This window comes from Devosia sp. MDV22-iso42 (assembly GCF_058629155.1).
Genome location: NZ_JBZVWR010000006.1, coordinates 851695 through 873346, shown reverse-complemented (window position 1 = coordinate 873346; position 21652 = coordinate 851695). Strand labels below are relative to the sequence as shown.

Annotated in this window: 20 protein-coding genes and 1 tRNA gene; 13 read left to right on the top strand and 8 right to left on the bottom strand. The window is 64.9% G+C overall.

Annotated elements, in window-relative coordinates; translation table 11 throughout:
- The first annotated feature begins 105 nt into the window (after positions 1-105).
- The 3 genes from AC4NN3_RS05905 (at position 106) to AC4NN3_RS05895 (ending at position 3195) form a co-directional block, all read left to right on the top strand.
- Positions 106-474: a hypothetical protein gene (locus AC4NN3_RS05905; protein WP_491926154.1), complete on the top strand. Its 369-nt coding sequence runs from the start codon at positions 106-108 to the stop codon at positions 472-474.
- Between the two features lie 105 nt (positions 475-579).
- Positions 580-1002, top strand: a complete 423-nt coding sequence (gene ndk, locus AC4NN3_RS05900; protein WP_491926153.1) for a nucleoside-diphosphate kinase — start codon at positions 580-582, stop codon at positions 1000-1002.
- Between the two features lie 246 nt (positions 1003-1248).
- Positions 1249-3195: a DEAD/DEAH box helicase gene (locus AC4NN3_RS05895; protein ID WP_491926152.1), complete on the top strand. Its 1947-nt coding sequence runs from the start codon at positions 1249-1251 to the stop codon at positions 3193-3195.
- Between the two features lie 50 nt (positions 3196-3245).
- Here the strand turns inward: AC4NN3_RS05895 and AC4NN3_RS05890 are convergent, their stop codons facing one another.
- A complete protein-coding gene (locus tag AC4NN3_RS05890) occupies positions 3246-3650 on the bottom strand; it encodes a DUF1801 domain-containing protein (protein WP_491926151.1) in 405 nt (134 codons plus the stop codon).
- A 343-nt stretch (positions 3651-3993) separates the two neighbouring features.
- Here AC4NN3_RS05890 and AC4NN3_RS05885 point away from each other — a divergent pair, with 343 nt between their 5' ends.
- Positions 3994-4593, top strand: coding sequence for a hypothetical protein (locus AC4NN3_RS05885; RefSeq protein ID WP_491926150.1), 600 nt, complete (start codon positions 3994-3996; stop codon positions 4591-4593).
- Positions 4594-4636: 43 nt separating this feature from the next.
- On the opposite strand, the gene AC4NN3_RS05880 is transcribed toward AC4NN3_RS05885, so the two are convergent.
- Positions 4637-5110 carry a hypothetical protein gene (locus tag AC4NN3_RS05880; protein WP_491926149.1) on the bottom strand — a complete coding sequence of 158 codons (474 nt, stop codon included), beginning with the start codon at positions 5108-5110 and terminating at the stop codon, positions 4637-4639.
- 192 nt (positions 5111-5302) lie between these two features.
- On the opposite strand from AC4NN3_RS05880, the gene AC4NN3_RS05875 reads away from it, so the two are divergent.
- Positions 5303-7402, top strand: coding sequence for a molybdopterin-containing oxidoreductase family protein (locus AC4NN3_RS05875; protein WP_491926148.1), 2100 nt, complete (start codon positions 5303-5305; stop codon positions 7400-7402).
- 133 nt (positions 7403-7535) lie between these two features.
- On the opposite strand, the gene AC4NN3_RS05870 is transcribed toward AC4NN3_RS05875, so the two are convergent.
- Positions 7536-8306, bottom strand: a complete 771-nt coding sequence (locus AC4NN3_RS05870) for a sulfite exporter TauE/SafE family protein (protein ID WP_491926469.1) — start codon at positions 8304-8306, stop codon at positions 7536-7538.
- Positions 8307-8637: 331 nt separating this feature from the next.
- On the opposite strand from AC4NN3_RS05870, the gene AC4NN3_RS05865 reads away from it, so the two are divergent.
- From AC4NN3_RS05865 to AC4NN3_RS05855, 3 genes are all read left to right on the top strand, one after another.
- Complete coding sequence (locus AC4NN3_RS05865; protein WP_491926147.1) at positions 8638-9078, top strand: glyoxalase superfamily protein; 441 nt, start codon at positions 8638-8640, stop codon at positions 9076-9078.
- Between the two features lie 91 nt (positions 9079-9169).
- Positions 9170-9868, top strand: coding sequence for a glutathione S-transferase family protein (locus AC4NN3_RS05860; protein WP_491926146.1), 699 nt, complete (start codon positions 9170-9172; stop codon positions 9866-9868).
- A 215-nt stretch (positions 9869-10083) separates the two neighbouring features.
- Positions 10084-10174 (top strand) — tRNA-Ser (locus AC4NN3_RS05855).
- A 47-nt stretch (positions 10175-10221) separates the two neighbouring features.
- On the opposite strand, the gene AC4NN3_RS05850 is transcribed toward AC4NN3_RS05855, so the two are convergent.
- Positions 10222-10665, bottom strand: coding sequence for a helix-turn-helix domain-containing protein (locus tag AC4NN3_RS05850; protein WP_491926145.1), 444 nt, complete (start codon positions 10663-10665; stop codon positions 10222-10224).
- Positions 10666-10734: 69 nt separating this feature from the next.
- Between AC4NN3_RS05850 and AC4NN3_RS05845 the strand changes: the two genes are divergently transcribed.
- On the top strand, positions 10735-11985 hold the full coding sequence (locus AC4NN3_RS05845) for an MFS transporter (protein WP_491926144.1): 1251 nt from the start codon (positions 10735-10737) through the stop codon (positions 11983-11985).
- Between the two features lie 66 nt (positions 11986-12051).
- On the opposite strand, the gene AC4NN3_RS05840 is transcribed toward AC4NN3_RS05845, so the two are convergent.
- The 3 genes from AC4NN3_RS05840 to AC4NN3_RS05830 all read right to left on the bottom strand — a co-directional run bounded on the left by AC4NN3_RS05840 (position 12052) and on the right by AC4NN3_RS05830 (position 15556).
- On the bottom strand, positions 12052-14166 hold the full coding sequence (locus AC4NN3_RS05840) for a catalase (protein ID WP_491926143.1): 2115 nt from the start codon (positions 14164-14166) through the stop codon (positions 12052-12054).
- Positions 14167-14321: 155 nt separating this feature from the next.
- On the bottom strand, positions 14322-14525 hold the full coding sequence (locus AC4NN3_RS05835; RefSeq protein ID WP_491926142.1) for a DUF2934 domain-containing protein: 204 nt from the start codon (positions 14523-14525) through the stop codon (positions 14322-14324).
- Between the two features lie 128 nt (positions 14526-14653).
- A complete protein-coding gene (locus AC4NN3_RS05830) occupies positions 14654-15556 on the bottom strand; it encodes an N-acetylmuramic acid 6-phosphate etherase (RefSeq protein WP_491926141.1) in 903 nt (300 codons plus the stop codon).
- Between the two features lie 261 nt (positions 15557-15817).
- Here AC4NN3_RS05830 and AC4NN3_RS05825 point away from each other — a divergent pair, with 261 nt between their 5' ends.
- From AC4NN3_RS05825 to nagA, 3 genes are read left to right on the top strand one after another with little or no spacing between them, the layout of a single operon-like run.
- Positions 15818-16606: a GntR family transcriptional regulator gene (locus AC4NN3_RS05825; protein WP_491926140.1), complete on the top strand. Its 789-nt coding sequence runs from the start codon at positions 15818-15820 to the stop codon at positions 16604-16606.
- The gene (locus AC4NN3_RS05820; RefSeq protein WP_491926139.1) at positions 16603-17631 is read left to right on the top strand and encodes an SIS domain-containing protein; all 1029 of its coding nucleotides are present in this window, start codon (positions 16603-16605) and stop codon (positions 17629-17631) included. Before AC4NN3_RS05825 ends, AC4NN3_RS05820 begins: the two co-directional genes overlap by 4 nt.
- On the top strand, positions 17628-18788 hold the full coding sequence (nagA, locus tag AC4NN3_RS05815; protein ID WP_491926138.1) for an N-acetylglucosamine-6-phosphate deacetylase: 1161 nt from the start codon (positions 17628-17630) through the stop codon (positions 18786-18788). Before AC4NN3_RS05820 ends, nagA begins: the two co-directional genes overlap by 4 nt.
- Positions 18789-18859: 71 nt before the next feature.
- Here the strand turns inward: nagA and AC4NN3_RS05810 are convergent, their stop codons facing one another.
- Positions 18860-19603, bottom strand: coding sequence for an SDR family oxidoreductase (locus AC4NN3_RS05810; RefSeq protein ID WP_491926137.1), 744 nt, complete (start codon positions 19601-19603; stop codon positions 18860-18862).
- 437 nt (positions 19604-20040) lie between these two features.
- Here AC4NN3_RS05810 and AC4NN3_RS05805 point away from each other — a divergent pair, with 437 nt between their 5' ends.
- Positions 20041-21447, top strand: a complete 1407-nt coding sequence (locus tag AC4NN3_RS05805) for a hypothetical protein (protein WP_491926136.1) — start codon at positions 20041-20043, stop codon at positions 21445-21447.
- Positions 21448-21652: the final 205 nt, after the last annotated feature.

Here is a 21652-nt window from a genome sequence, read left to right as displayed (position 1 = left end):
GACCGCGAAGGCAACCGGCATTCCGGCATGGCTGCTCTGGCCTGGCCCTGCATGCAACCATTTGGGCATTCGTGCGCTACTTTGGAGACAGCCAAAGGGATAACCATGCGCCAGACTAGACTAGCCCTCGCCACCTTGTTTCTGCTGCCCGCTGCTGCGCTCGCCCAAGCCAGCCAGCAGTTTGACGATCTCGACGCTGACCGGCTCAACGCCAATCAGGTGCTTATCGGGTTTGAATATACCGGTGGCGCCTGCGAAACCGTAGGACCGGCGGGACTGGGTGAAGTCGTCGACGGCAATTTGGCCCTCACCTTCTCGGTAACCAGCACTGCCGAAGTCTGCACCATGCAGGCCAAGGAAATCGAAGTCGACCAGGCCGTCTCTGCCGACGAAACGGTCACTCATGTGACGGTAACCCTGGTGGGTCCGGATGGCACGACCATCGCCAGCCAGAGCGAACGCGTCGACAACTGACCCGCCTTTACGGGGCAGCGGGACGAACTGCCCGTCTTGCCTCCGTCAGACTCTCCCGTTACAAGGCGCCAGAATTCCCTCCCAGACCCATTCAAGGATCTACCCATGGCGCTCGAACGCACCTTCTCCATTATCAAGCCCGATGCCGTCCGTCGCAACCTGATCGGCAAGATCGTCGCTAAGTTCGAGGAAGCCGGTCTCCGCCCGATCGCCCTCAAGAAGATCCACATGACGCGCGCCCAGGCCGAAGGCTTCTACGCTGTCCATAAGGAACGCCCCTTCTTTGGCGAACTGGTCGAGCAGATGATCGCTTCGCCCGTCGTCGTTCAGGTGCTCGAGGGCGAAAACGCCATTCTCAAGAACCGTGAAGTCATGGGCGCTACCAACCCGGAAAATGCCGCTGTCGGCACCATCCGCAAGGAATTCGCCCTCTCGATCGGCGAGAACTCGGTGCACGGCTCCGACGCCCCCGAGACCGCTGCCGAAGAGATCAAGTACTTCTTCAACGACGACGAAATCGTTGGCTAAGGCCCGACGGCTGGCGCTCTGCCAGCCGGCTGATCGCTCCGGTGGAGCGATTTGAGGGGCGAACGCCCTGAGCCTTGCGACGGGCCGGACCGGCCTCGCAACGCGCACTAATCCTTGGGTCGCCCGCCGGGCGGCCTTTTTTGCTTGTTTGTGCTATACTGCACCGACTTCAGAACTCCTTGCCGCCCTCCCGACGATCAAGGGGAGGCCCGGGTGGGGGTTCTCACCCCATCCGAAAGATACCCATTGTCCCTGCCTGAAACCATTTCTCCCCCGCTCGCTCGTGCCCTCGCCGCCAAGGGTTACGAGACCCTGACCCCCGTGCAGTCGGCCATCATCGAAGATGAGACCGCCGGCCGCGACCTGCTCGTCTCCGCCCAGACCGGCTCCGGCAAGACCGTCGCCTTCGGCATGGCCATCGCCGCCACCCTGCTGGGCGACGCCGAACGCTTCACCGAAACCGGCGCCCCGCTGGCACTGCTCATCGCCCCGACCCGTGAGCTGGCCCTCCAGGTCCAGCGCGAGCTCGAATGGCTCTACGCCGAAACCGGCGCCCGCATGGCCACCTGCGTCGGCGGCATGGATGCCCGCACCGAGCGTCGCGCGCTTGAGCGGGGCGTGCACTTTGTCGTCGGCACCCCGGGCCGCCTGCGCGATCACATCACCCGTGGCGCGCTCGACATGTCGGCGCTCCGTGCCGTCGTGCTCGACGAGGCCGACGAAATGCTCGATCTGGGCTTCCGCGAGGATCTCGAATTCATCCTCGACGCCGCCCCCGAGGATCGCCGCACCCTGCTGTTCTCCGCGACCGTCCCCAAGCCCATCGCCCAGCTGGCCAAGACCTTCCAGCGCAATGCCCTGCGCGTCGCCGCCACCAGCGGTGGCGAGCAGCATGCCGATATCGATTACAAGCTGATGCTGGTGCCCGCCAATGAGCGCGAGAACGCCATCATCAACACGCTGCTGTTCTTTGAAGCTGCCAATACGATCGTCTTTGCCTCGACCCGTGAAGGCGTCAAGCATCTCTCCGCCCGGCTGCACAATCGCGGCTTCGACGTGGTGACCCTATCGGGTGAACTCAGCCAGGCCGAGCGCACCAATGCGCTGCAGTCCATGCGTGATGGCCGTGCCCGCATCTGCGTCGCCACAGACGTTGCCGCCCGCGGCATCGATCTGCCCAATCTTGATCTGGTGATCCACGCCGATCTGCCCACCAATCCCGATACGCTGCTGCACCGTTCTGGCCGCACCGGCCGGGCAGGGCGCAAGGGCACCTGCGTCATCATCACCCCGATGCACCGCCGCGCCGTGGCCCAGCGCATCCTGCGCACCGCCAAGCTCGACGTCACCAATATGGCGCCGCCCACCGCTGCAGAGATCGATGCCCGTTATCGCGAAGGCATTCTGAGCGCAGCCGCGCTGGCCCCGCCTGCGGGCGAGGAAGAGATCGAATTCGTCGCACAGCTGATGGCGCGCCATTCGGTCGAAGCCATTGCCGCCGCCTATCTGCGCCAGCAGCTGGCCTCGCGTCCCTCCCCTGAGGACGTCACCGAGAACCCGGTTGCCGGCAAGCCCGGCGACAGCGACCCCCGCAGCCGCGAACGCTTCGAAGGCGGCACCTGGTTCAAGGTCAATGTCGGCCGCAAGCAGCGCGCCGAACCGCGCTGGATCCTGCCCATGCTGTGCAAGGCCGGCGACGTCACCAAGACGGCCATCGGCTCGATCCGCATCTTTGACACCGAATCCATCTTCGAGGTGGCCGCGCCCAAGGCCGACGCCTTCCTGCGCAGCATCACCAAGAATGGTTCTGGCGAACGCGGTGTCACCATCACCGCGGTCGATGGCCCCGGCGAGCGTCCGGCTGGCCCACCGCCCTCGCAGCGCCGCCCGCCCGGTCCGGTGGAACGCTACGATCCCGATGCGCCGCGTCCGGAGCGGGCCGATCGCCAGGCGCGCTACGGTTCGGCAGGCCTGCGGCCCGACGATCTCGAGGCCCCGCCAAGCACTGGCTGGAGCCCAGATGCCGACAAGCCGCGCCCGCCCAAGCCCGACTATGACAAGCCGCGCGCGCCCAAGGTGACCAAGGCGCCGCCGAGCAAGGACAAGGGCAAGCCCAAATGGGCCGCCAAGCCTGCTGACGGCAGCAAGCCGGTCAAGAAGGACCATAAGGCCAAGCGCAAGCCGCAGATCTGACGCGGCGACAGTTTTGAGGCGAACGGGGTGGCTCAGGCCGCCCCGTTTTTTTATGGCCGCCCGCCGGTCTTCTTGGCCGCATGATAGGTTAGCGCCAGCGCCACCACATGTCGCAACGCGTCGGCATCGGCCCCGGCGGACAAGACCACGGCCCGATCGCCCTGGTAGCCGAACGCGTCCGGATAGAGCGCCCGGTAGCGGCTCACCAGATCGGTCTTGCAGTTCACATAGAGGGCAGGCCGTCCGCTGAGCCGGTCGTGATCGATGCGGATCGTCGTGCCGCTGCCGCTCTGGGTCGTCAGGTAGCTCACCTGGCCCCATTTCAGCGTCTCTTCCAGTGCGCCAACGCCCGGCATGCCCGCCGCCGTGTCGAGGATCAGCGTCCGCAGGCTCAGCAATTCCGCTTTCGTCGCGTCCGGATAGCGGGCAAATGCCTCGGCAATGGCAGGCGTCATGGCTGTGGTCTCCACCTCTGGATGGCCCAGGCCATCACAATGCCATGACAGCCGGTGTCAGCAGGATCGGGCATTTCGGGAAGCGCCGCCCCTGGGCATGACGTCGTTTCAGTATGATTTTCAGATACTTGAGGCCGGTAGCTGACTCAACATGCCACGTGGCCGGCAGCATTGCCATTGTGCCTTTTGCGCCGCGGCAGCACACCGATTGGCGAGCGGCGCGAAATTCTCAATAGCCAAATCACTTTACCTTGCTAAGATTCGTGCATCCACATCGCCGTCCCGCGTCACCGGCCGCAGATATTGGAGAGCAGTAGTGCCTTTGCGCTGGCAGGAAGTGGCTGTGCCACTGACGATTATCGGACTTCTTCTTCTTCTCAAATATGTCCCCTTTGCCGCCGGCCTGCCGCTGGCCCGCGCCGCCGGCGTAGTCGCTTTTGGCTACGCTGCCTTTCTGGCGCTGCGCCTGTTGCAGAGCGAGGAGGCGGTGCATGTCGACGGCTGGTCCGAACTCCGCCCGGCCCCGGTTGAATATTTCGCCTGCTACGGCGCTGCGGCCCTGGCGATCGTGCTCATGTCGGCGGTGATCGTCATCGGCAGCAGCAAGCATGTCCCGGCCACGCAGATGATTGCCAGCTTCCTCGCGGCGCTACTGCTCGGGGGCGGAGCGCTCGGCATCGGCCTGGGCGGCTTGTTCACCCGGGTACGCTGGAACCACCAACTGGTGGAGCACCGCTCGGCGCTGGGCCGCGTCACCAGCCTGGCCTGGTCGGATGTGCGCGCGGTGCGTCCCAACTGGCGCGGCATCACCATCGCCACCCACGATTCCCGCCGCGTCACCTTTTCCCAGTTCCATGCCGGCGCCGCCCAGCTTGCGCTGCATGCCAGCAACCGCGCCCGGCGTAATGCCGAGACCGCGACAAAGGCCTTCGCCACGCTGTAGCGCGGCGTCGGGCTGCAGCGCGCGGGCCGGGTGACCCAGCCGATTACTCGGCGGGAACCTGACCCTGGAAGCCGGGCACGCGCAGCGAGCGGACGCTGGCCGCATGCTGCGTGCTCCACACCCGATGGACGAAATAGGCCTGCACCAGCAGCAGCGTCATCTCGCATACCCAGAGCACGCTGATCAGCCCCGGCACGCCATTGAAGATGGCATTGAGCATGGCGATCGAGAACAGGGTCCGCACCGCTATGTCGGTGAGCCCGTTGGCCCAGCTCGGATTGATCAGCCGCATCACGGCCCAGATCGAGATCAGCGAGCCGAGAAAATTGACGAACATCATCGCCAGGGGCGATAGTTCCCCGACCTGGCCGCCCAGGCCGACGGCGCCGTTGAGCGTGTCGAGCACGACCAGATAGAGCCAGGCAACACCCGGCAAGGCCAGTGGCAGGCAGGTGGCAAGATCATAGATCGCGCTGGTCTTTACCGCGCGCGCAAGCTGAGCGTTCAGGTCTGCCATTTACAGTTCCCCAAGCAATGACAACAGCATACTGACACGTTTACGAAGTGTTTACCATAATGGCGATGCGATCGTCGTTAATGACCATCCTGGCCGGGTCGGCAGGACTGGCGGCACGCCATTCACGCCGCAGATGGTGGCCATCACCCCAATTCAATTGAGCCCGGTCTGCGCCTCCGCTATCCTGTCGCCATGAACCAGCCCATCGCCCTTCGCACTGTCCGTTCGGTCTGCCCGCATGATTGCCCCTCCGCCTGTGCGCTCGATGTCGACATCATCGACAACCACACCATCGGCCGCGTGCGCGGCGCCAAGGATGACCCCTACACGGCCGGCGTCATCTGCGAAAAGGTCGCCCGCTATGCCGAGCGCGTGCATCATCCCGAGCGCCTGACCCAGCCGCTGCGGCGGATAGGCCCCAAGGGCAGCGGCCAGTTCGCCCCGATCTCCTGGGACGAGGCACTCGACGAGATCGCCGCCCGTTTCGCCCAGGTCGAAGCCGAACACGGCGCCGAAGCCATCTGGCCCTATTACTATGCCGGCACCATGGGCCATGTGCAGCGCGACGGTATCGATCGCCTGCGCGCCGCCAAGGGCTATTCACGCCAATATGACACCATCTGCACCGGCACTGCCTGGCCCGGCTATATCGCCGGCACCGGCATGCTGGGCGGCGTCAATCCCGAGCAGATGGCCGAGAGCGATTGCGTCGTCATCTGGGGCACCAATGCGGTTCATACTCAGGTCAATGTCATGACCCACGCCATGCGCGCCCGCAAGGAACGCGGCGCCAAGGTGGTCGTCATCGACATCTACCAGACCGCCACCATGGCCCAGGCCGATCTCGGCCTCGTGCTGCGCCCCGGCACCGATGGCGCGCTGGCCGTCGCGGTCATGCATATCCTGCTGCGCGATGGCCTGGCCGACCGCGCCTATATGGATAAATACACCGATTTCGGCCCCGACTTCGAAGCACACCTCGCCAGCAAGACCCCCGAATGGGCCGCCGACATTACCGGGCTCACCGTGGCCGAGATCACCGCCTTCGCCCATCTCGTCGGCACCACGCCGCGCTCCTATTTCCGCCTCGGCTATGGCTTTACCCGCCAGCGCAACGGCGCTACCGCCATGCACGCTGCGCTTTGCATCCCGGCCATGACCGGCGCCTGGCAGCATCGCGGCGGCGGCGCCTTCCATTCCAATTCCGGCACCTGGGCGCTCGACAAATCCCGCCTCACCGGGGCGCTGCTGCAAAAGGGCGAGCCGCGCTGGCTCGACATGTCCGAAATCGGCCCCGTCCTCACCGGCGATGCCAAGGCCCTCAAGCAGGGCGGTCCGGTCAAGGCCATGATCGTGCAGAACACCAATCCCGCCTCGGTCGCGCCCGAACAGGCTCTGGTGCGACAGGGTCTGGCGCGCGAGGACCTGTTCCTGGTCGTGCATGAGCAGTTCATGACCGAAACCGCCGAACTGGCCGATATCGTCCTGCCCGCCACCATGTTCCTCGAACACAATGACTACTACACCCGCGGTGGCCATACCCGCGTGCTCTATGGCCCGGCCGTCATTACCCGCCCCGGCGAAACGCGCTCCAACCACGAGGTCATCAACGCCCTGGCCTTGCGCCTCGGGCTGACAGATCCGAGCTTTCACGCCACCGACCGCGAGGTCATCGCCGACACCTTCGCGCGCTCCAACTATCCCAGCCTCGAAACCGTCGAACAAACCGGCTTCGTCGATCGCGAACGCCCCGACGCCGTCGCCCGCTTTGCGGACGGCTTCGCCTGGCCCGACAAGCGCTTCCGCTTCGCCCCCAACTGGGCCGGCACCGCGGCCAAGAAGGGCTATCAATGGGCCTGCGATTCGGCCGACATGCCGCGCTTTGCCGACCACTGGGCCATTACCGAGGCCGCCACACCGGAACACCCGTTCCGCCTCGCCACCAGCCCGGCGCGCGGCTTCCTCAATTCAACCTTCAACGAAACCCCGGGCAGCCAGAAGCGCGAGGGCGTGCCCTCGGTCTTCATCCATCCCGAGGACGCCCTGCGGCTCGGCATTATTGATGGCCAGTTCGTCACCGTCGGCAACCACCGCGGTGCGGTTGATCTCACTGCCCGCATCCGCCCCGGCCTGCCCACCGGCGTGCTGATCGCCGAAGGCCTGCACAAGAACAAGTCCCATCGCACCGGCAAGGGCATCAATACCCTCACCAGCGCGGCTCCCGCGCCCCCCTTCGGCGGCACCACCTATCACGACGCGGCGGTGTGGCTGAGGCCAGCAGAAATGCAATAGGGCAGGCGCGGTAGGGCCACCCACCGCCCGTCATCCACCGCCCGTCACCCTCGGGCTTGACCCGAGGGCCCTATACTTGCAGCGCAGACAAGATGCAGTCTGCTAGGTAGAGGGCCGACGGTTAGCGCGCGCCCTAGGCCAGATACGCGCCCCAGAAGAAATACCCGGTCATGAACACGCCATAGACGATCACCGCCACCCGGATCCACAGCGTCGGAATGTGATGCGCATTCTTCGCCGCCAGGTACCCGCCGACCACCACGCCCACCAGGGCAATCGAGCCGTGATACCAGTCGATCGAGCCGCTGACGGCAAAGCGCGCCACCGCCACCAGCGCCACGATCGACGACACATAGAGCTTGAGCCCGTTCATGGCGTGGATATCGGTCATCCCGGCCGTGGCCAGAAACGCCAGCAGCAGGATGCCCAGCCCGGCATTGAAAAAGCCGCCATAGACGCAGACCCCGGCCAGGAACGCCAGCAGCAGCCCGCTCCCCACCAGCTTCATGCCGCGCCCGCCGCCGCTGCGCGCCGCGACAAAGCCATTGAGCCTCGTGCCAAAGGCAAACAGCAGCACGGCAAAGCCCATCAGCCAGGGCACCACCAGCCCGAACTGCTCGTCGCTCACGACCAGCAGCAGTTCCGCCCCGATATAGCCGAATACCGCTGCCATCGCGCCATAGAGCACCAGCAGATGCTTGTGCGCCCCCATGGCGTGCCAATAGCCGAAGGCGCCGCTGGCATAGCCGGGCAGGGCGGCAAAGGTGTTGGACGCATTGGCCATCACCGGCGGCACGCCCACCAGCAGCAGCGCCGGGAATACGATGAACGACCCGCCCCCCGCCAGCGAATTGAGTGCGCCGCCAACAAGGCCGGCCAGCAGCAGGAACAGCGTTTCAAGCATTGTCACGGGCCTCTTCTCCTCCCCCTTCAGGGGGAGGTCGGGTGGTGGTCTTGGTCTGGGCACATACGCTGCTCAGCCCGGTTCGCCCAACATAAATCGCTGATCGCCCCCATCACTGCCGCTGATCGCCCGCGGCCCCGCCCGTTGACAAACCCGGCCGCCAGCCCCATATCCCGCTTCGGTCGCTGGCACCTGCCGCTCGCCGGAAGCAATTCCGATGGTGAAGTCCAGCCCTTCTGCAAGAGCGAATCCAGGTTCATCTTTGCGAGGCGCTTCATGGCAATGCGGGCTCCCATGCACCAGACGCCTCATGCAAATGAGAGATCCTGCAATGTCGTTTTCCCTCGATTCCCCCTCCATCCAGACCCTCAAGTCTGAAGCCAAGGCCTTGCGCGACAGCCGCGCCGCCGCCGGCACGCCGCTCACCCATGGCGCCGCCCTCGAACAGGTGGCCCGCGCCCATGGCTATCGCGACTGGAACACCGCCCGCGCCGCCCTGCCGGGCCAGCTGCCGACGCCTTTCCAGGTCGGTCGCCGCGTCAGCGGGCGCTATCTTGGCCAGCCCTTCACCGGGCTCCTGCTCGGTGTCCAGTTGCTCGGCAATGGCGGCCACGCCAAGTTGACCGTGCAGTTCGACACACCGGTCAACGTCACGCCCGACTTCATGTTCGCCACGCTGCGCCACCGCGTCACCGCCACGGTGGACGCCCACGGCAACACACCGGCTCTGCGCGGCAATGGCGAGCCGCAGATGAGCGTCAGGCGGGCCTGATTGATCCTTGGAGGGCAGGGCGCGCGCGCCTTGCCCTTCATCGTAAAACGCCGATATAAGTGGGGCAACTTCCAACCAGGATGGACCCCTCATGACCGCCCAGACCAAGCCTATCGATGCCTTCTCGCTGCCCACGCCCAACGGGCAGAAGGTCCATATCATGCTCGAAGAGCTGGGCGTGCCGTGGACCTATCACCGCATCGATATCGGCAAGGGCGAGCAGTTCACCCCCGAATTCCTGGCCATTTCCCCCAATAACAAGATTCCCGCCATCGTCGATCCGGAAGGTCCGGGCGGCGAACCGATCTCGATCTTTGAATCCGGCGCGATCCTCAAATATCTCGGCCTCAAGTTCGGCCAGTTCTACCCCATCGACCCGCGCGAGCAGGTCAAGGTCGACGAATGGCTGTTCTGGCAGGTCGGTGGCTTCGGGCCCATGCTGGGGCAGAACAACCACTTCAACGTCTATGCCCCCGAAAAAATCCCCTATGCCCAGAAGCGCTACACTGATGAAACCCATCGCCTGTTCCGCGTGCTGAACACCCAGCTCGCCGGCAAGGATTTCATCACCGGCACCTATTCCATCGCCGATATCGCCTCCATCGGCTGGGCTCAGTCCTGGGAGCGCTATGGCATCACCAAGGCCGAATACCCCAACGCCCTGGCCTGGATCGAGCGCCTCAACGCCCGTCCGGCCGTCGCCAAGGGCCTCGAGATCGGCAAGGACGCCACCCAGAAGAGCCTGGCCGACGACAAGGAAGCCCATAAGGTGCTGTTCAACCAGCGCTGAGCGACACAGCGCGCCGGGCCCGGCTCTGCTCGGGTTCGGCGCGCCGCCCAGGCAGGGCAGGCGGCTGAATTGATTCGACGGCACCCGCCGCAGCCACTGGCGAGGTCTGGGCGCCGCCGCAATCTGCCCGAGCACCGCCCCACCTGTGGGCTCGCGGCCCCTGCGGGCAAAAACCACTTGCCTTGGCGCATCCCGCCCGCTATCCAGCCCGCGACGGAGAGGTGGCCGAGTGGCCGAAGGCACGCCCCTGCTAAGGGCGCAGATCTCAAAAGGGTCTCGTGGGTTCGAATCCCATCCTCTCCGCCACTTCCCACGACATTGTTGAGATAGGTCACCGGCAGCAGCGTTTGCCGTCATCCAGCCTTGGCCCGTGCTGTCCGTTTCGACGCTGTCCCGCGCGCTTTGCCGCGCTTGCCTGCCAGGGTCACCAGCCGCCGAAACCGCGGACATTCCAGATGCGACGGCGCGGGGCATTCGGCGACATGCCGGAGCAGGTCGCGCAGCGTGGCCAGGTCGCGGATCTGCCGGTCGAGCGCATCGGCCTTGTCGGCGAGCACCGCGCGGGGCAGGTCCGGCATGCCAGTGCTGCCGAACATGCCGCCGATCTCCTCCAGCGAGAACCCGGCAACTTTCCCCATCGCCACCAGCTTGAGCTGCAACAGCACTTCGGGGCCAAACTGCCGGCGCAGGCCGTGCCGGTAGACCGAGGCAATCAGCCCCGTCTCCTCATAGTAGCGCAGCGCCGACGGCGTGAATCCGCTGCGCGCCGCGACCTCCCCGATATCCAGGAATTTCATGCTTGACCTCAAGTTGACTTGAAGTCGTAGCCTGCGGTCGAAACCAGGTTCAGGCAAGAGGAAATAACCATGAATCCTATCGATGCGCGCGTGGAAGGCCCTCGGGCGGAAGGCCCTCGGACGGCCATTACCGTGACGCTGGCCCTCTCGGCATTGCTGGCCTCACTGGGGACCAGCATTGCCAATATTGCCTTGCCGATGCTGGCCCAGGCCTTCGCGGTACCCTTTTCCCAGGTACAGCTGGTCGTCGTCGCCTATCTCGCGGCGCTGACGGTTTCGGTGGTTATCGCCGGCCGGCTCGGCGATCGCTTTGGGCTCAAGCCCATGCTGGTCGCCGGTCTGGCGCTGTTCGCCAGCGCCTCACTGCTCTGCGCCCTGGCGCCGACCCTGTGGCTGCTGATCGGCGCCCGGGTGCTGCAGGGCGTGGGCGCCGCCTTCCTGATGACGCTGTCCATGGTGTTCATGCGCCAGACGGCCGGCGCGGCCCATCTCGGGCGGGCCATGGGCCTGCTGGGCACCGTCTCGGCGCTCGGCACCGCCCTTGGCCCCTCGCTGGGTGGGCTCCTGCTGCCGCTGACGGGGTGGCGCGGCATCTTCTTTGTGCAGCTGCCGCTGGCCGTCATGGCCATGCTGCTCGCTCTGGCCACACTGCCCGCGACGCCGGGGCGGGGCAGGGCGCCGGCCATCGGCCTCGTGTCGGTACTGAACCGTCAGCTTGCGTCCAGCCTCCTCGTCAATGTTCTGGTTGCCGCCGTCATGATGACAACGCTGGTAGTCGGCCCCTTCTATCTCAGCCTCGGCCTGGGTCTGACAGCGGCGTGGGTGGGCATGGTCATGGCTATCGGCCCCGTGGTCTCCATGGTCAGCGGCGTGCCGTCTGGCCGGTTGGTCGATTTCTGGGGTGCCAACCGCGTGCTGGCGGGCGGATTGGTCCTGCTGGCGGTGGGCGCTCTGCTTCTGGCCGTCCTGCCCGAGATGCTGGGTGTCTGGGGCTATGTCATGGCCATCATCGTCCTGACGCCCGGCTATCAGCTCTTCCAGGCCGCCAACAATACCGCAGCCCTGCTCGATGTTCCCCCGGACCGCCGGGGTACCGTATCGGGCCTGCTCGGCCTGTCGCGCAATATCGGCCTGATCGCCGGGGCTTCCTGGATGGGCGCCGTCTTCGCCTGGGGCACCGGCACGGAAGATTTCGACAGCGCGACCGTAGCAGCGCTGGGCGCCGGCCTGCGGCTGACCTTTCTGCTCGCCGGTGCCCTGATACTGGTCGCGATCGGCGTGGCCTTCGCCCACCGCCCGCCTGTCACGCCTCAGGCTTGATCGACAAAGCAAATGGGCAGGCGGTGTCTCCACACCGCTTGCCCATTTTCATTCAATCAAAGCGGCCTACGCCCCGTCGGGCCGGTCCCAGAACCGCAGCGCGCGGCAGGCGGCGATCAGTTCCTCGGCATCCTCCGCCCCGTCCAGCGTGATGAAGCCCTCGTCGAGGTCCTCGGGCAGGCCGACCTTGGCGAAGAGCTTGGCCGCCGGGGCGGTGAAGCCGATGAACTTGTAATGCGCATAGGCATCGCTGACGAAGTCGCGGGCCGGGGGGAGCTTGAGCAGCGACAGGATGCCCTCTTCGGCCGGCAGCAGTGCCACCGCGTCGAACAGCACGGATGGCCCGCCATCGATCTTGTGATGCGCCGCCTGCACCGTGCCATCGCTCAGCGTCACCCCGCCGACCGCCGGCGCGACCAGCTCCACCGCCGTGCCTTCGGCCGCCGCCGCCGCCAGCAGCGCCGCCAGCAGTTTGGCATCGGTGCCATCGGTAATCAGGATCCCCAGTTTGCGCCCGGCAAAGCTCTCCGGCGGGTTCTTGAGAATGCTGAGCAGGTCCGAAGCCGGCAGGTCCATCTTGGTCGGCCGCGCCGCACTGGCCGCCTTGGGCAGGGCCTTCATCCCCAGGCCATCGGCCACGGTCTGCGCCAGATCGGCATCGATATTGAGCAGGTGCGCCACCATGCGTTCGCGAATGGAAGGGAAGGCGCATTTGCTGAGCTCGAACACCAGCGCTTCGCCGATATGGCGCTGTTCGATCAGGTCCTGGCTGATGAAGAACTGCCGTGCCTGGCTGTAATGGTCGGCAAAGCTCTCCGGCCGCAGCCGCACCTTGGGGCCTTCGGCCGCCTGCGGCACGGTCTGGAAACCCAGTTCCCTGGATTCGCGCGGGCCACCGGCTTCGGTGCCCCACGAATTGGGCTCGTAATTGGCCCGTCCGCGCGGATTGTTGAAGGCCATATGGCCGTCCTGCTGGAAGTGATGCATCGGGCATTTGGGCGCATTGATCGGCAACTGCGCAAAGTTGGGGCTGCCCAGCCGTTTGAGCTGGGTGTCGAGATAAGAGAAATTGCGCCCCTGCAGCAGCGGATCGTTGGAAAATTCCACGCCGGGCACGATGTTCTGCGTCATGAACGCCACCTGCTCGGTCTCGGCAAAGAAATTGTCCGGCATGCGGTCGAGCACCATGCGGCCCACCGGCGTGGCTGGCAGCAGCTCCTCGGGAATGAGCTTGGTCGGGTCGAGCACGTCGAAGTCAAAGCTGTCGGCAAAGCCTTGGTCAAAGACTTGCAGGCACAATTCCCATTCCGGAAAATTGCCGGCCTGGATCGCATCATAGAGGTCGCGGCGGTGGAAATCCGGGTCGGCGCCGTTGATCTTGACCGCCTCGTTCCACACCACCGACTGCATGCCCAGCTTCGGCTTCCAGTGGAATTTGACGAAGCGCGCTTCCCCCGCGGCATTGACCAGCTGGAACGTATGCACCCCAAAGCCCTGCATGAAGCGAAACGAGCGCGGAATCGCCCGGTCCGACATCACCCACATGATCATGTGCATGGCTTCGGGCGTCAGCGAGATGAAGTCCCAGAAATTGTCATGCGCGCTCTGCGCCTGCGGAAAGCCCTTGTCGGGCTCGGGCTTGACCGCATGGATCACGTCGGGAAACTTGATCGCGTCCTGGATGAAGAACACCGGAATATTGTTGCCCACCAGGTCCCAGTTACCCTGCTTCGTATAGAATTTCACCGCAAAGCCGCGCACGTCGCGCGCTAGGTCGAACGAGCCTTCCGAGCCGGCCACGGTGGAAAACCGCACAAAGACCGGGGTGCGCTCGCCCTTGCGCTGGAAGATGTCGGCCTTGGTCACCGCACTCAGCGAGTTATAGGTCTCAAAAAAGCCATGCGCCGCATAGCCGCGCGCATGCACCACGCGTTCAGGAATCCGCTCATGGTCGAAGTGGAAGATTTTCTCGCGAAAATGCCCATCCTCGATCAGCACCGGGCCGCGATCGCCCTGTTTGAGCGAGTTCTGGTCGTCCGCCACCGGCATGCCGTGCTGGGTGGTGAGGACATCATAGCCCTCTTCGGCCGTCTGGTGCGTTTCGCCGCCTGGGCCACGCTGAATGGTCTGGTCGCCATAGACGACATTGGTTGAACTGTCGGGTTTCTTGCTGCGGGCCATGATTGCCTCCGGGCTGATAGCTCGCGGAATAATACGGGTCGCAGGACAATCGTTCCCGCGCCGGCCGGCAGTAATTTTTGTGCACTGCTGGAACGATAAGCCCCAAAGCAGCCGCAAACGGGCGCCGGCCGCAAGGCCAGGCGCCCGGGGCAATGTCAGTGTTGCGTCGGCTGGTCCGGCGTTTCGCTCTCGACGGTTTCGACCGGGCTCATCTCGTCCAGCGGCGCCTCTTCCTCGCTGCCGGCCAGTTCCTGCTCGGCCGCGTGCCAGAAATACAGGTCATTGCCTTCGGGCGATCCGGCTTCGATCCACAAGGCATAGGCGCGGTCACGAATGGCGTCGTCACTTGGGGTATGCATATCCATATCCTCCTTGCCCGGCAGGGGCGGCCACGACGCCACGGCGGCGCCGCGTCAGCAAACTCTAGCGCACAACCATGACAGCCGTTAACGCAGATTAATCATGGGTGCTGCGCTTCCATTGCCGGTCACGGCTGTCGCGCCAATGCGTCCAACACCGGGCGCAGCCGCTCCTGATGTGCCCCCAGCAGGCCCCGGGCGGTTTCCACATCGGCGGCGCCGGCCGCCAGCACGATGGCCACCTTCACCGCGCCGCCCGCCACCTCAAGGCAACGCGCTGCCTCTGCCTCGCTCACCCCGGTAATGCCGGTCACGATCCGCTGCGCCCGTCCGCGCAGCTTGGTATTGTCGGCGATCAGGTTGACCATGAAGCCGTCATGCACATGACCCAGATGCACCGCCACCATGGTCGAGAACATGTTGAGCGCGATCTTTTGTGCCGTGCCGGCACCCATGCGCGTCGATCCGGCAATCACTTCGGGCGGGGTGGGCAGGCAAATGCCGATATCGACCTGCGCGAACAAGGCCGCGCCGGCATTGTTGCAGATGCCGATGCTGCGTGCGCCAGCGGCCCGGGCCGCCATTGCCGCCGCCATGGGGTAGGGGGTATAGCCGCTGGCCGTCAGGGCAATCAGGCAATCGCCCGGTCCCACGCCGGCTGCGGCCATGTCGGCCCGCGCCGCCCCTGCATCGTCCTCGGGTCCGCCGGGGAGCGCCGGCAAGGCGCTTACCCCGCCCGCCAGCAGCATGATGATGCGGTCCGGCGCCAGGCCGAACGTACCCGGCAGTTCCACCGCGTCGGCCAGCGCCATCAACCCCGAACTGCCTGCCGCCGCATAGATCAGCCGGCCCCCAGCCACGAGGCTTGCCGCCGCCATCTCGGCAGCGACGGCAATCTCGGCCACCGCGCCCTGCACCACCTGCGCTGCCTCGAGCTGCGCTGCCGCCAGAATCGTTAGCGCCTCGCTGGCGGCTCTGGCGTCAAAGCCGGCGGCGCTGGCATGGATCATCTCGGTTTGCGTCGTGGTCATGCTGTTCTCCAGTCAGCCGCGATAATGCCAAAAAAATACCACTTGTCTACAAAGCCATGCGCCGCACGACGGCCAGGCGCGGTTTAGCCCCTGAAAAGCCAATGCCTTCAGTCCCATGCAGTGGATTGGCGGCAGAGATGGATTGCCTGTTGGAAAATGGTATTTTATTGGTATTGTGAAACAAAGGGCGCGCTTGGCAAATCGCCGCCGGGCGCGTGATAGTCATTGCCAGGGGCAAAGCCAACCGGGGCGGGGGGATACGTGACAGATCTGTCGAACAGCTTCTTTGCCGAGGGGCCGGTGGCCTTGCCGTCGGGTGGCCCGCTTTATCTCCAGCTCAAACGCTGGATCGAGGACGCCATCCATCGCGGCGCCATCAATCCGGGCGATGCCCTGCCTTCCGAGCGCGACCTGGCGGCCCGGGTGGACGTGTCGCGCGTAACCGTGCGCAAGGCCGTGCTGCAGCTGGTGCAGGATGGCGTGCTGGTGCAGCGTCATGGCTCGGGCACCTTCGTTGCCCAGCCTACGCAGCGCGTCGAACAGTCTCTGTCCCAGCTCACCTCCTTCACCGAGGACATGGCCCGCCGCGGCATGGATGTGCATGCCCAATGGCTGGAGCGTGGTCTTTATCTGCCGTCCCCCGAGGAGACCGTCATTCTGGGTCTCTCCTCCGGCGATCAGGTGGCGCGCATCTCCCGCCTGCGCCTGACGGGCGATACGCCCTTGGCCATCGAGCGCGCCAGTCTCTCCTCCCGCGTCCTGCCCGACCCCCTGGCGATCGCCGACTCGCTGTACCGACACCTCGACAAGTCAGGCAATCGCCCGGTTCGCGCCATCCAGCGCATTCGCGCCGCCAATCTCGACGAGGACAATGCCCGCCTGCTGCAGGTGCCCACCGGCTCGGCCGGCCTCAATATCGAGCGCACCTCCTACCTGGCGTCCGGCCGCGTCATCGAATTCACCCGCTCCATCTATCGGGGCGATACCTATGACTTTGTTGCCGAACTGCGCCTCGGCGATGCGCCCGCCAAAGGAGGCAAGACGCCATGACCGAACAGACCCATATGCGCCGCGAGATCGAGGAAATTCCTGCGGTCGTCGCGACCTTTCTCGAGCGCAGCGGTCCTGTCCTTGACGCCACTGCCGCCGCCTTGCGCGAGAAAGACCCGCTGCTGGTCGCCACGGTGGCGCGCGGCTCGTCCGACCACGCCAGCGCCTATCTCAAATATGCCATCGAGCTGACCCTGGGCCTGCCCGTCGCCTCGATCGGGCCCTCCATCGCCTCCATCTATGGCAAGGAGCTGCGGCTTGACCGCGCCGCCACCATCGCCATTTCCCAGTCCGGCAAGAGCCCCGACATTGTCGCCATGGCCCAATCGGCCCGCCGTTCCGGCGCTATGGCCATTGCCATCACCAATACCGCCGGCTCGCCGCTGTCTGAGTCCTCCGATTTCACCATTGATCTGCATGCCGGCGTCGAACAGTCGGTCGCCGCCACCAAGACCTTTGTCACCTCGGTCGTCGCCGGCCTGGCTTTGGTTGCCCGCTGGAGCGGCGACGAAGCACTGGGTGCCGCCGTCAATGCCCTGCCCAACTCGCTGGCCAAGGCGGTGGAATGCGACTGGTCCGGCATGATCGGCGCCCTTGATGGCCACAATGCCCTCTACGTACTGGGTCGCGGTCCCGGCTTCGCGATCGCCAACGAGGCGGCGCTCAAGTTCAAGGAAACCTGCAACATCCAGGCCGAGTCCTATAGTGCCGCCGAAGTCATGCACGGCCCGGTCGCCATCGTCACCAAGGGCTATCCCGTGCTCGGTCTGGCCGCCCGCGACGCCGCCGAAGCCTCGGTGGCCGACATGACGCACAAGCTGGCCGGGCAGGGCGCCTTGGCCTTCCTCACCAGCTCTCGTGCGGGCGCCGCCATGCCACTGCCCTTTGCCGCTACCGGTCACCCGCTCACCGATCCGCTGGCGCTCATCGTGTCCTTCTATGGCTTTGTCGAAGCACTCTCGCGTCACCGCGGCTTCAATCCCGATCTGCCGGTGGCGCTCAAGAAGGTCACCGAAACGCTATGAGCGATCTGCTGGCCATTGTCGGCCCCCGCATATTCGACGGTCACCTCTGGCACGATGATGCCGCCCTGCTGATCGAGTTCGGCATGGTCTCGGCCATCGTGCCCGCGGCAGCGGTCCCAGCCCATTCATCAGTCGTTCATACTGGTGACGGAATGGTGGTGCCGGGCTTCATTGACCTCCAGGCCAATGGCGGCGGCGGCGTGCTGTTCAACAACGATCCATCTGTCGCGGCCATCCGCACCATCTGCGCCGCCCATGCCCGTTTCGGCACCACGGCCCTGCTGCCCACCCTGATTACAGACACGGTGCCGGTGACCGAGGCCGCCATCGCCGCCGGCCAGAGCGCTGCGGCGCAAGCCGTTCCAGGCTTTCTCGGCCTCCATCTCGAGGGTCCCCACCTGTCGCTGGCCCGCAAGGGTACGCACGATCCGGCCCTCATCCGACCCATGGACGACGCCGATCTGCACCGCCTGTTGGCGGCCCGCGCCGCTTTGCCCAACCTGCTGCTGACCGTTGCGGCTGAAACGGTTACTCCCGCCCAGATCACCACGTTGGCTAAGGCGGGCATCGTCGTCAGCCTGGGGCATTCCGATGCCAGCTATGCTGTGGCCACCGCCGCCTTTGATGCTGGCGCCAGCATGGTCACCCATCTGTTCAACGCCATGAGCCAACTGGGCAATCGCGAGCCCGGCCTGGTCGGCGCGGCCCTGCACAATGGCGCCATTTCCGCCGGCCTCATCGCCGACGGCATCCACGTCCATCCCGCCGTTATCGAACTGGCCCTGCGCGCCAAGGCCAGCCAGGGACCGCTTTTCCTCGTCACCGACGCCATGTCGCAGACCGGCACCGACATCACCGAATTCACCTTGAACGGTCGCACCATCACACGCTCCGGCGGTGCTCTGCGCCTGGCCGACGGAACCTTGGCCGGCGCCGACCTCGACATGATCGATGCCGTCACCTTCATGCATAAGGTCATCGGGCTGGACTTCGAGGAAGCCATCCGCATGGCTTCGCTCTATCCGGCCCAGGCCCTGGGCATTGCCGATACCCATGGCCACCTGGCCCCCGGCGCGGTCGCCAGCTTCGTGCATCTGTCCGGCAGCCACGCCATGCGCGCCACCTGGATCGCCGGCGCCGAAGTCTGGCGCGCCTGACAGCAGGCCCCTCAAATTGCTCCGGTGCAGCGATCTGAGGGGAGAACGCCATGAGAGTTGTGCTCGAATGGCTAGCCGCGGCCGATATAGGGCATGTTGGTCGCCATGACCGTCAGGAACTGCACATTGGCACTGGGCGGCAGCCCAGCCATATAGAGTACCCCATCCACCACATGCTGCACGTCGAAGGTCGGCTCGGGCATCATCGTGCCATTGGCCTGCAGCGAGCCGCTGTTCATCTGGCTGGTCATGTCGGTGGCCGCATTGCCGATATCGATCTGGCCGCAGGCAATGCCGAATGCGCGTCCATCCAGCGAGATGGCCTTGGTCAGCCCGGTAATGGCGTGCTTGGACGTCGTATAGGAGGCGGCCTCGGGGCGGGGGGCATGCGCCGAGATCGAGCCATTGTTGATGATCCGCCCGCCTTGCGGCGCCTGGTCCCGCATGATGCGGAAGGCCTCGCGCGCGACATAGAAGGCGCCGTTGAGGTTGGTATCGATCATCTCGCGCCAGACTTTTACATCCAGGTCACCGAACGACGTGGCCGGTGCGAACCGCCCCGCATTGTTGAACACCACGTCGAGGCGGCCATAGGTGCGCCGGACGCCGGCGAAGAAATCGGCGACCGCGTCCGGGTCGGTGACGTCGCAGGCCGCGGCATAGCCACCGGTATCATGGCGTACCGGTTCAAGCGCGTCGCGGCGACGGCCGCAAATGGCGACATCATAGCCCTGTGCCGCAAATCCCAGTGCCACCGCTTTGCCGATCCCCGATCCGCCGCCGGTCACCACAGCGACCTTCTTGTGTTCAGTCATGCATCCTCCAATTAAGGCAGCGCCGCCTGACGCGCCTTTTCCTTGCCTGATTCCATCCACGCTGTGGCCACACCCATTGGCGGACCGTTTCCGGGCATTTGATGCCCCCAATTCGGCCGCAGCGCCAGTGTCCGCCGCCAAACCCCCACAAAACCGGCAATCTTAACGCCGCGTTCAGTTTGGTTAACGAAGGGTTTCGGCCTGTGTGCTGAATCTGCAACATCCGCCTCCCAACCACATTGCTGCCATGCAAAACGGCCTTTGCGTGATTGCGTCGGCTTTGCCCATGCGTAGAGTGGGTCTTGCGAATCCATGCATGGGATCGTTTGTCGGTCGCAACGCGACGGCAACACACTGCACCACGAATAGTGTGGTCGCGTTTCGACAAACCAGCCGGGCAACCGGCACCAAGAATGACTGACTTTGGAGGTCAACCTATGAAACTCAAGAGCCTTATCCTCGGTTCTGTTGCTGCTGCCGGTCTCTCGACCGCTGGCTTTGCTGCCGATCTCGGCGTCCTCACCTCGCTGGACGTTTGCGACGACCTGGGCCTTTCGGGCCTGACGATCTCGTCCGACGAAAACTGCCTGCAGATTTCGGGTAGCGTTGCCTACACGTTTGAATATGGCAACTGGAATGGTGCCGGCACCGTTATCGCTGCCACACCGTTCTCCGGTTCGTTCGGTGGCGTGAACGCCGACGGCAACGTCTCCGTCGACGCTCCTAGCTCGATCGCTGGTTCCAATCAGGATTGGGACTCGAAGGTCGAGACCTTCCTCAAGTTTGTCGGTACCCAGGCCAGCGACTTCGGTCCTGCTCGCGTCGTGATCAACCTGCGCCAGCGCGACTACTACCGTTCGCGTGATGCTGTGTTCATCGCAGCCGCCAACGGCAACCCAGTCGGGGCACATCCTGATTACCATGGTCTCCGCGCTCAGGACGCCTATGTTCAGGTCGGCGACGGCACCGTGCTGTCCGCCGGTAAGAAGGGTTCGATCTTCAACGAAGGCGACGACGAGCCATTCAACTTCACTGGCCTGTTCATGTCCAAGGACGCTGACGTCGGCGTTTGGGAAGGTCCAGTCCGCAAGGGTGGTCATGTCATCCAGCTCGAATCGTCATTCGGCAACGGCCTGGCCGGTGGCATCGCTCTCGAAGCTCTCGACCGTACCGACAACCAGGCTGGCAGCCTGATCGGCGTGCTGAACTATGCTGGTGACTCCGTCACTGCACACATCAGCGGCTCGCTCGGTGGCATTCTCGACGGCGTGCAGAACGTTGGCGACACCTATGCCGTTCATGCCGGCGCAACCGGCACGTTCGACGCGTTCAAGCTCCGTGCGGCTCTCGCAGCTGGCGGCGGCTACAACCCAGCCGGCAACTGGTCGTACTGGAATGGCCTGGCTTCGGCCGAAGGCAATTTCGACATGTTCAAGGTTGCTCTGTCGGGTGAAGTTGCCGGTGGCACGCTCGCTGGCGGCGCTGACGCAGGTACCGACTTCGGTCTCGGCGCATCGGTTGGTGCGACTGTAACCGAAGGCGTCTCGATCAACCTCGGCGGCCGTTACTTCAACGACGGCACTGCTGGCATCGGCGATGGCTACCAGGTTGCAGTTCAGCTCGTTGCTGCTGTCACCGAGACCCTCAAGGTCACCGGCGAAATCGGTGTCTATGGTCGTGGCGAAAACACCGTTGCTCCAGTTGGTGGCGCATATTCGGACTTCTACGGTTCGACCGAACTGGCTTGGGCTCCCGGCGGTGGTTTCACCTCCTCGATCGGCGCCAAGGTTCAGCAGAACGGCGCTTACAAGGTTACCTTCAAGGCCGCCAAGGCTTTCAAGTAAGCCTTACCGCTTATCGGATTGGAAAGGCCCGGCTCACGCCGGGCCTTTCTGCTTTTGCCCTCGTTCTTCAGGGCCGCCTGCCGACCGGCTCCTGATTCTGTCCAAACCACCCCGGGTGCTCGGCGCATCGGCGACGGGCGACATAAAACCGTTGTCTTCCAAGGGCTTGCGCCCCCATTTTTCATTCCCTCGCCTGCCGAAATGC

Bases quoted from the DNA above. Each gene is read 5' to 3' on its own strand.
- AC4NN3_RS05905 (WP_491926154.1), top strand. From the start codon at position 106: ATGCGCCAGACTAGACTAGCCCTCGCCACCTTGTTTCTGCTGCCCGCT.
- ndk (WP_491926153.1), top strand. From the start codon at position 580: ATGGCGCTCGAACGCACCTTCTCCATTATCAAGCCCGATGCCGTCCGT.
- AC4NN3_RS05890 (WP_491926151.1), bottom strand. From the start codon at position 3,650: ATGACGCCTGCCATTGCCGAGGCATTTGCCCGCTATCCGGACGCGACG.
- AC4NN3_RS05880 (WP_491926149.1), bottom strand. From the start codon at position 5,110: ATGGCAGACCTGAACGCTCAGCTTGCGCGCGCGGTAAAGACCAGCGCG.
- AC4NN3_RS05875 (WP_491926148.1), top strand. From the start codon at position 5,303: ATGAACCAGCCCATCGCCCTTCGCACTGTCCGTTCGGTCTGCCCGCAT.
- AC4NN3_RS05870 (WP_491926469.1), bottom strand. From the start codon at position 8,306: ATGCTTGAAACGCTGTTCCTGCTGCTGGCCGGCCTTGTTGGCGGCGCA.
- AC4NN3_RS05865 (WP_491926147.1), top strand. From the start codon at position 8,638: ATGTCGTTTTCCCTCGATTCCCCCTCCATCCAGACCCTCAAGTCTGAA.
- AC4NN3_RS05860 (WP_491926146.1), top strand. From the start codon at position 9,170: ATGACCGCCCAGACCAAGCCTATCGATGCCTTCTCGCTGCCCACGCCC.
- AC4NN3_RS05850 (WP_491926145.1), bottom strand. From the start codon at position 10,665: ATGAAATTCCTGGATATCGGGGAGGTCGCGGCGCGCAGCGGATTCACG.
- AC4NN3_RS05845 (WP_491926144.1), top strand. From the start codon at position 10,735: ATGAATCCTATCGATGCGCGCGTGGAAGGCCCTCGGGCGGAAGGCCCT.
- AC4NN3_RS05840 (WP_491926143.1), bottom strand. From the start codon at position 14,166: ATGGCCCGCAGCAAGAAACCCGACAGTTCAACCAATGTCGTCTATGGC.
- AC4NN3_RS05835 (WP_491926142.1), bottom strand. From the start codon at position 14,525: ATGCATACCCCAAGTGACGACGCCATTCGTGACCGCGCCTATGCCTTG.
- AC4NN3_RS05830 (WP_491926141.1), bottom strand. From the start codon at position 15,556: ATGACCACGACGCAAACCGAGATGATCCATGCCAGCGCCGCCGGCTTT.
- AC4NN3_RS05820 (WP_491926139.1), top strand. From the start codon at position 16,603: ATGACCGAACAGACCCATATGCGCCGCGAGATCGAGGAAATTCCTGCG.
- nagA (WP_491926138.1), top strand. From the start codon at position 17,628: ATGAGCGATCTGCTGGCCATTGTCGGCCCCCGCATATTCGACGGTCAC.
- AC4NN3_RS05810 (WP_491926137.1), bottom strand. From the start codon at position 19,603: ATGACTGAACACAAGAAGGTCGCTGTGGTGACCGGCGGCGGATCGGGG.
- AC4NN3_RS05805 (WP_491926136.1), top strand. From the start codon at position 20,041: ATGAAACTCAAGAGCCTTATCCTCGGTTCTGTTGCTGCTGCCGGTCTC.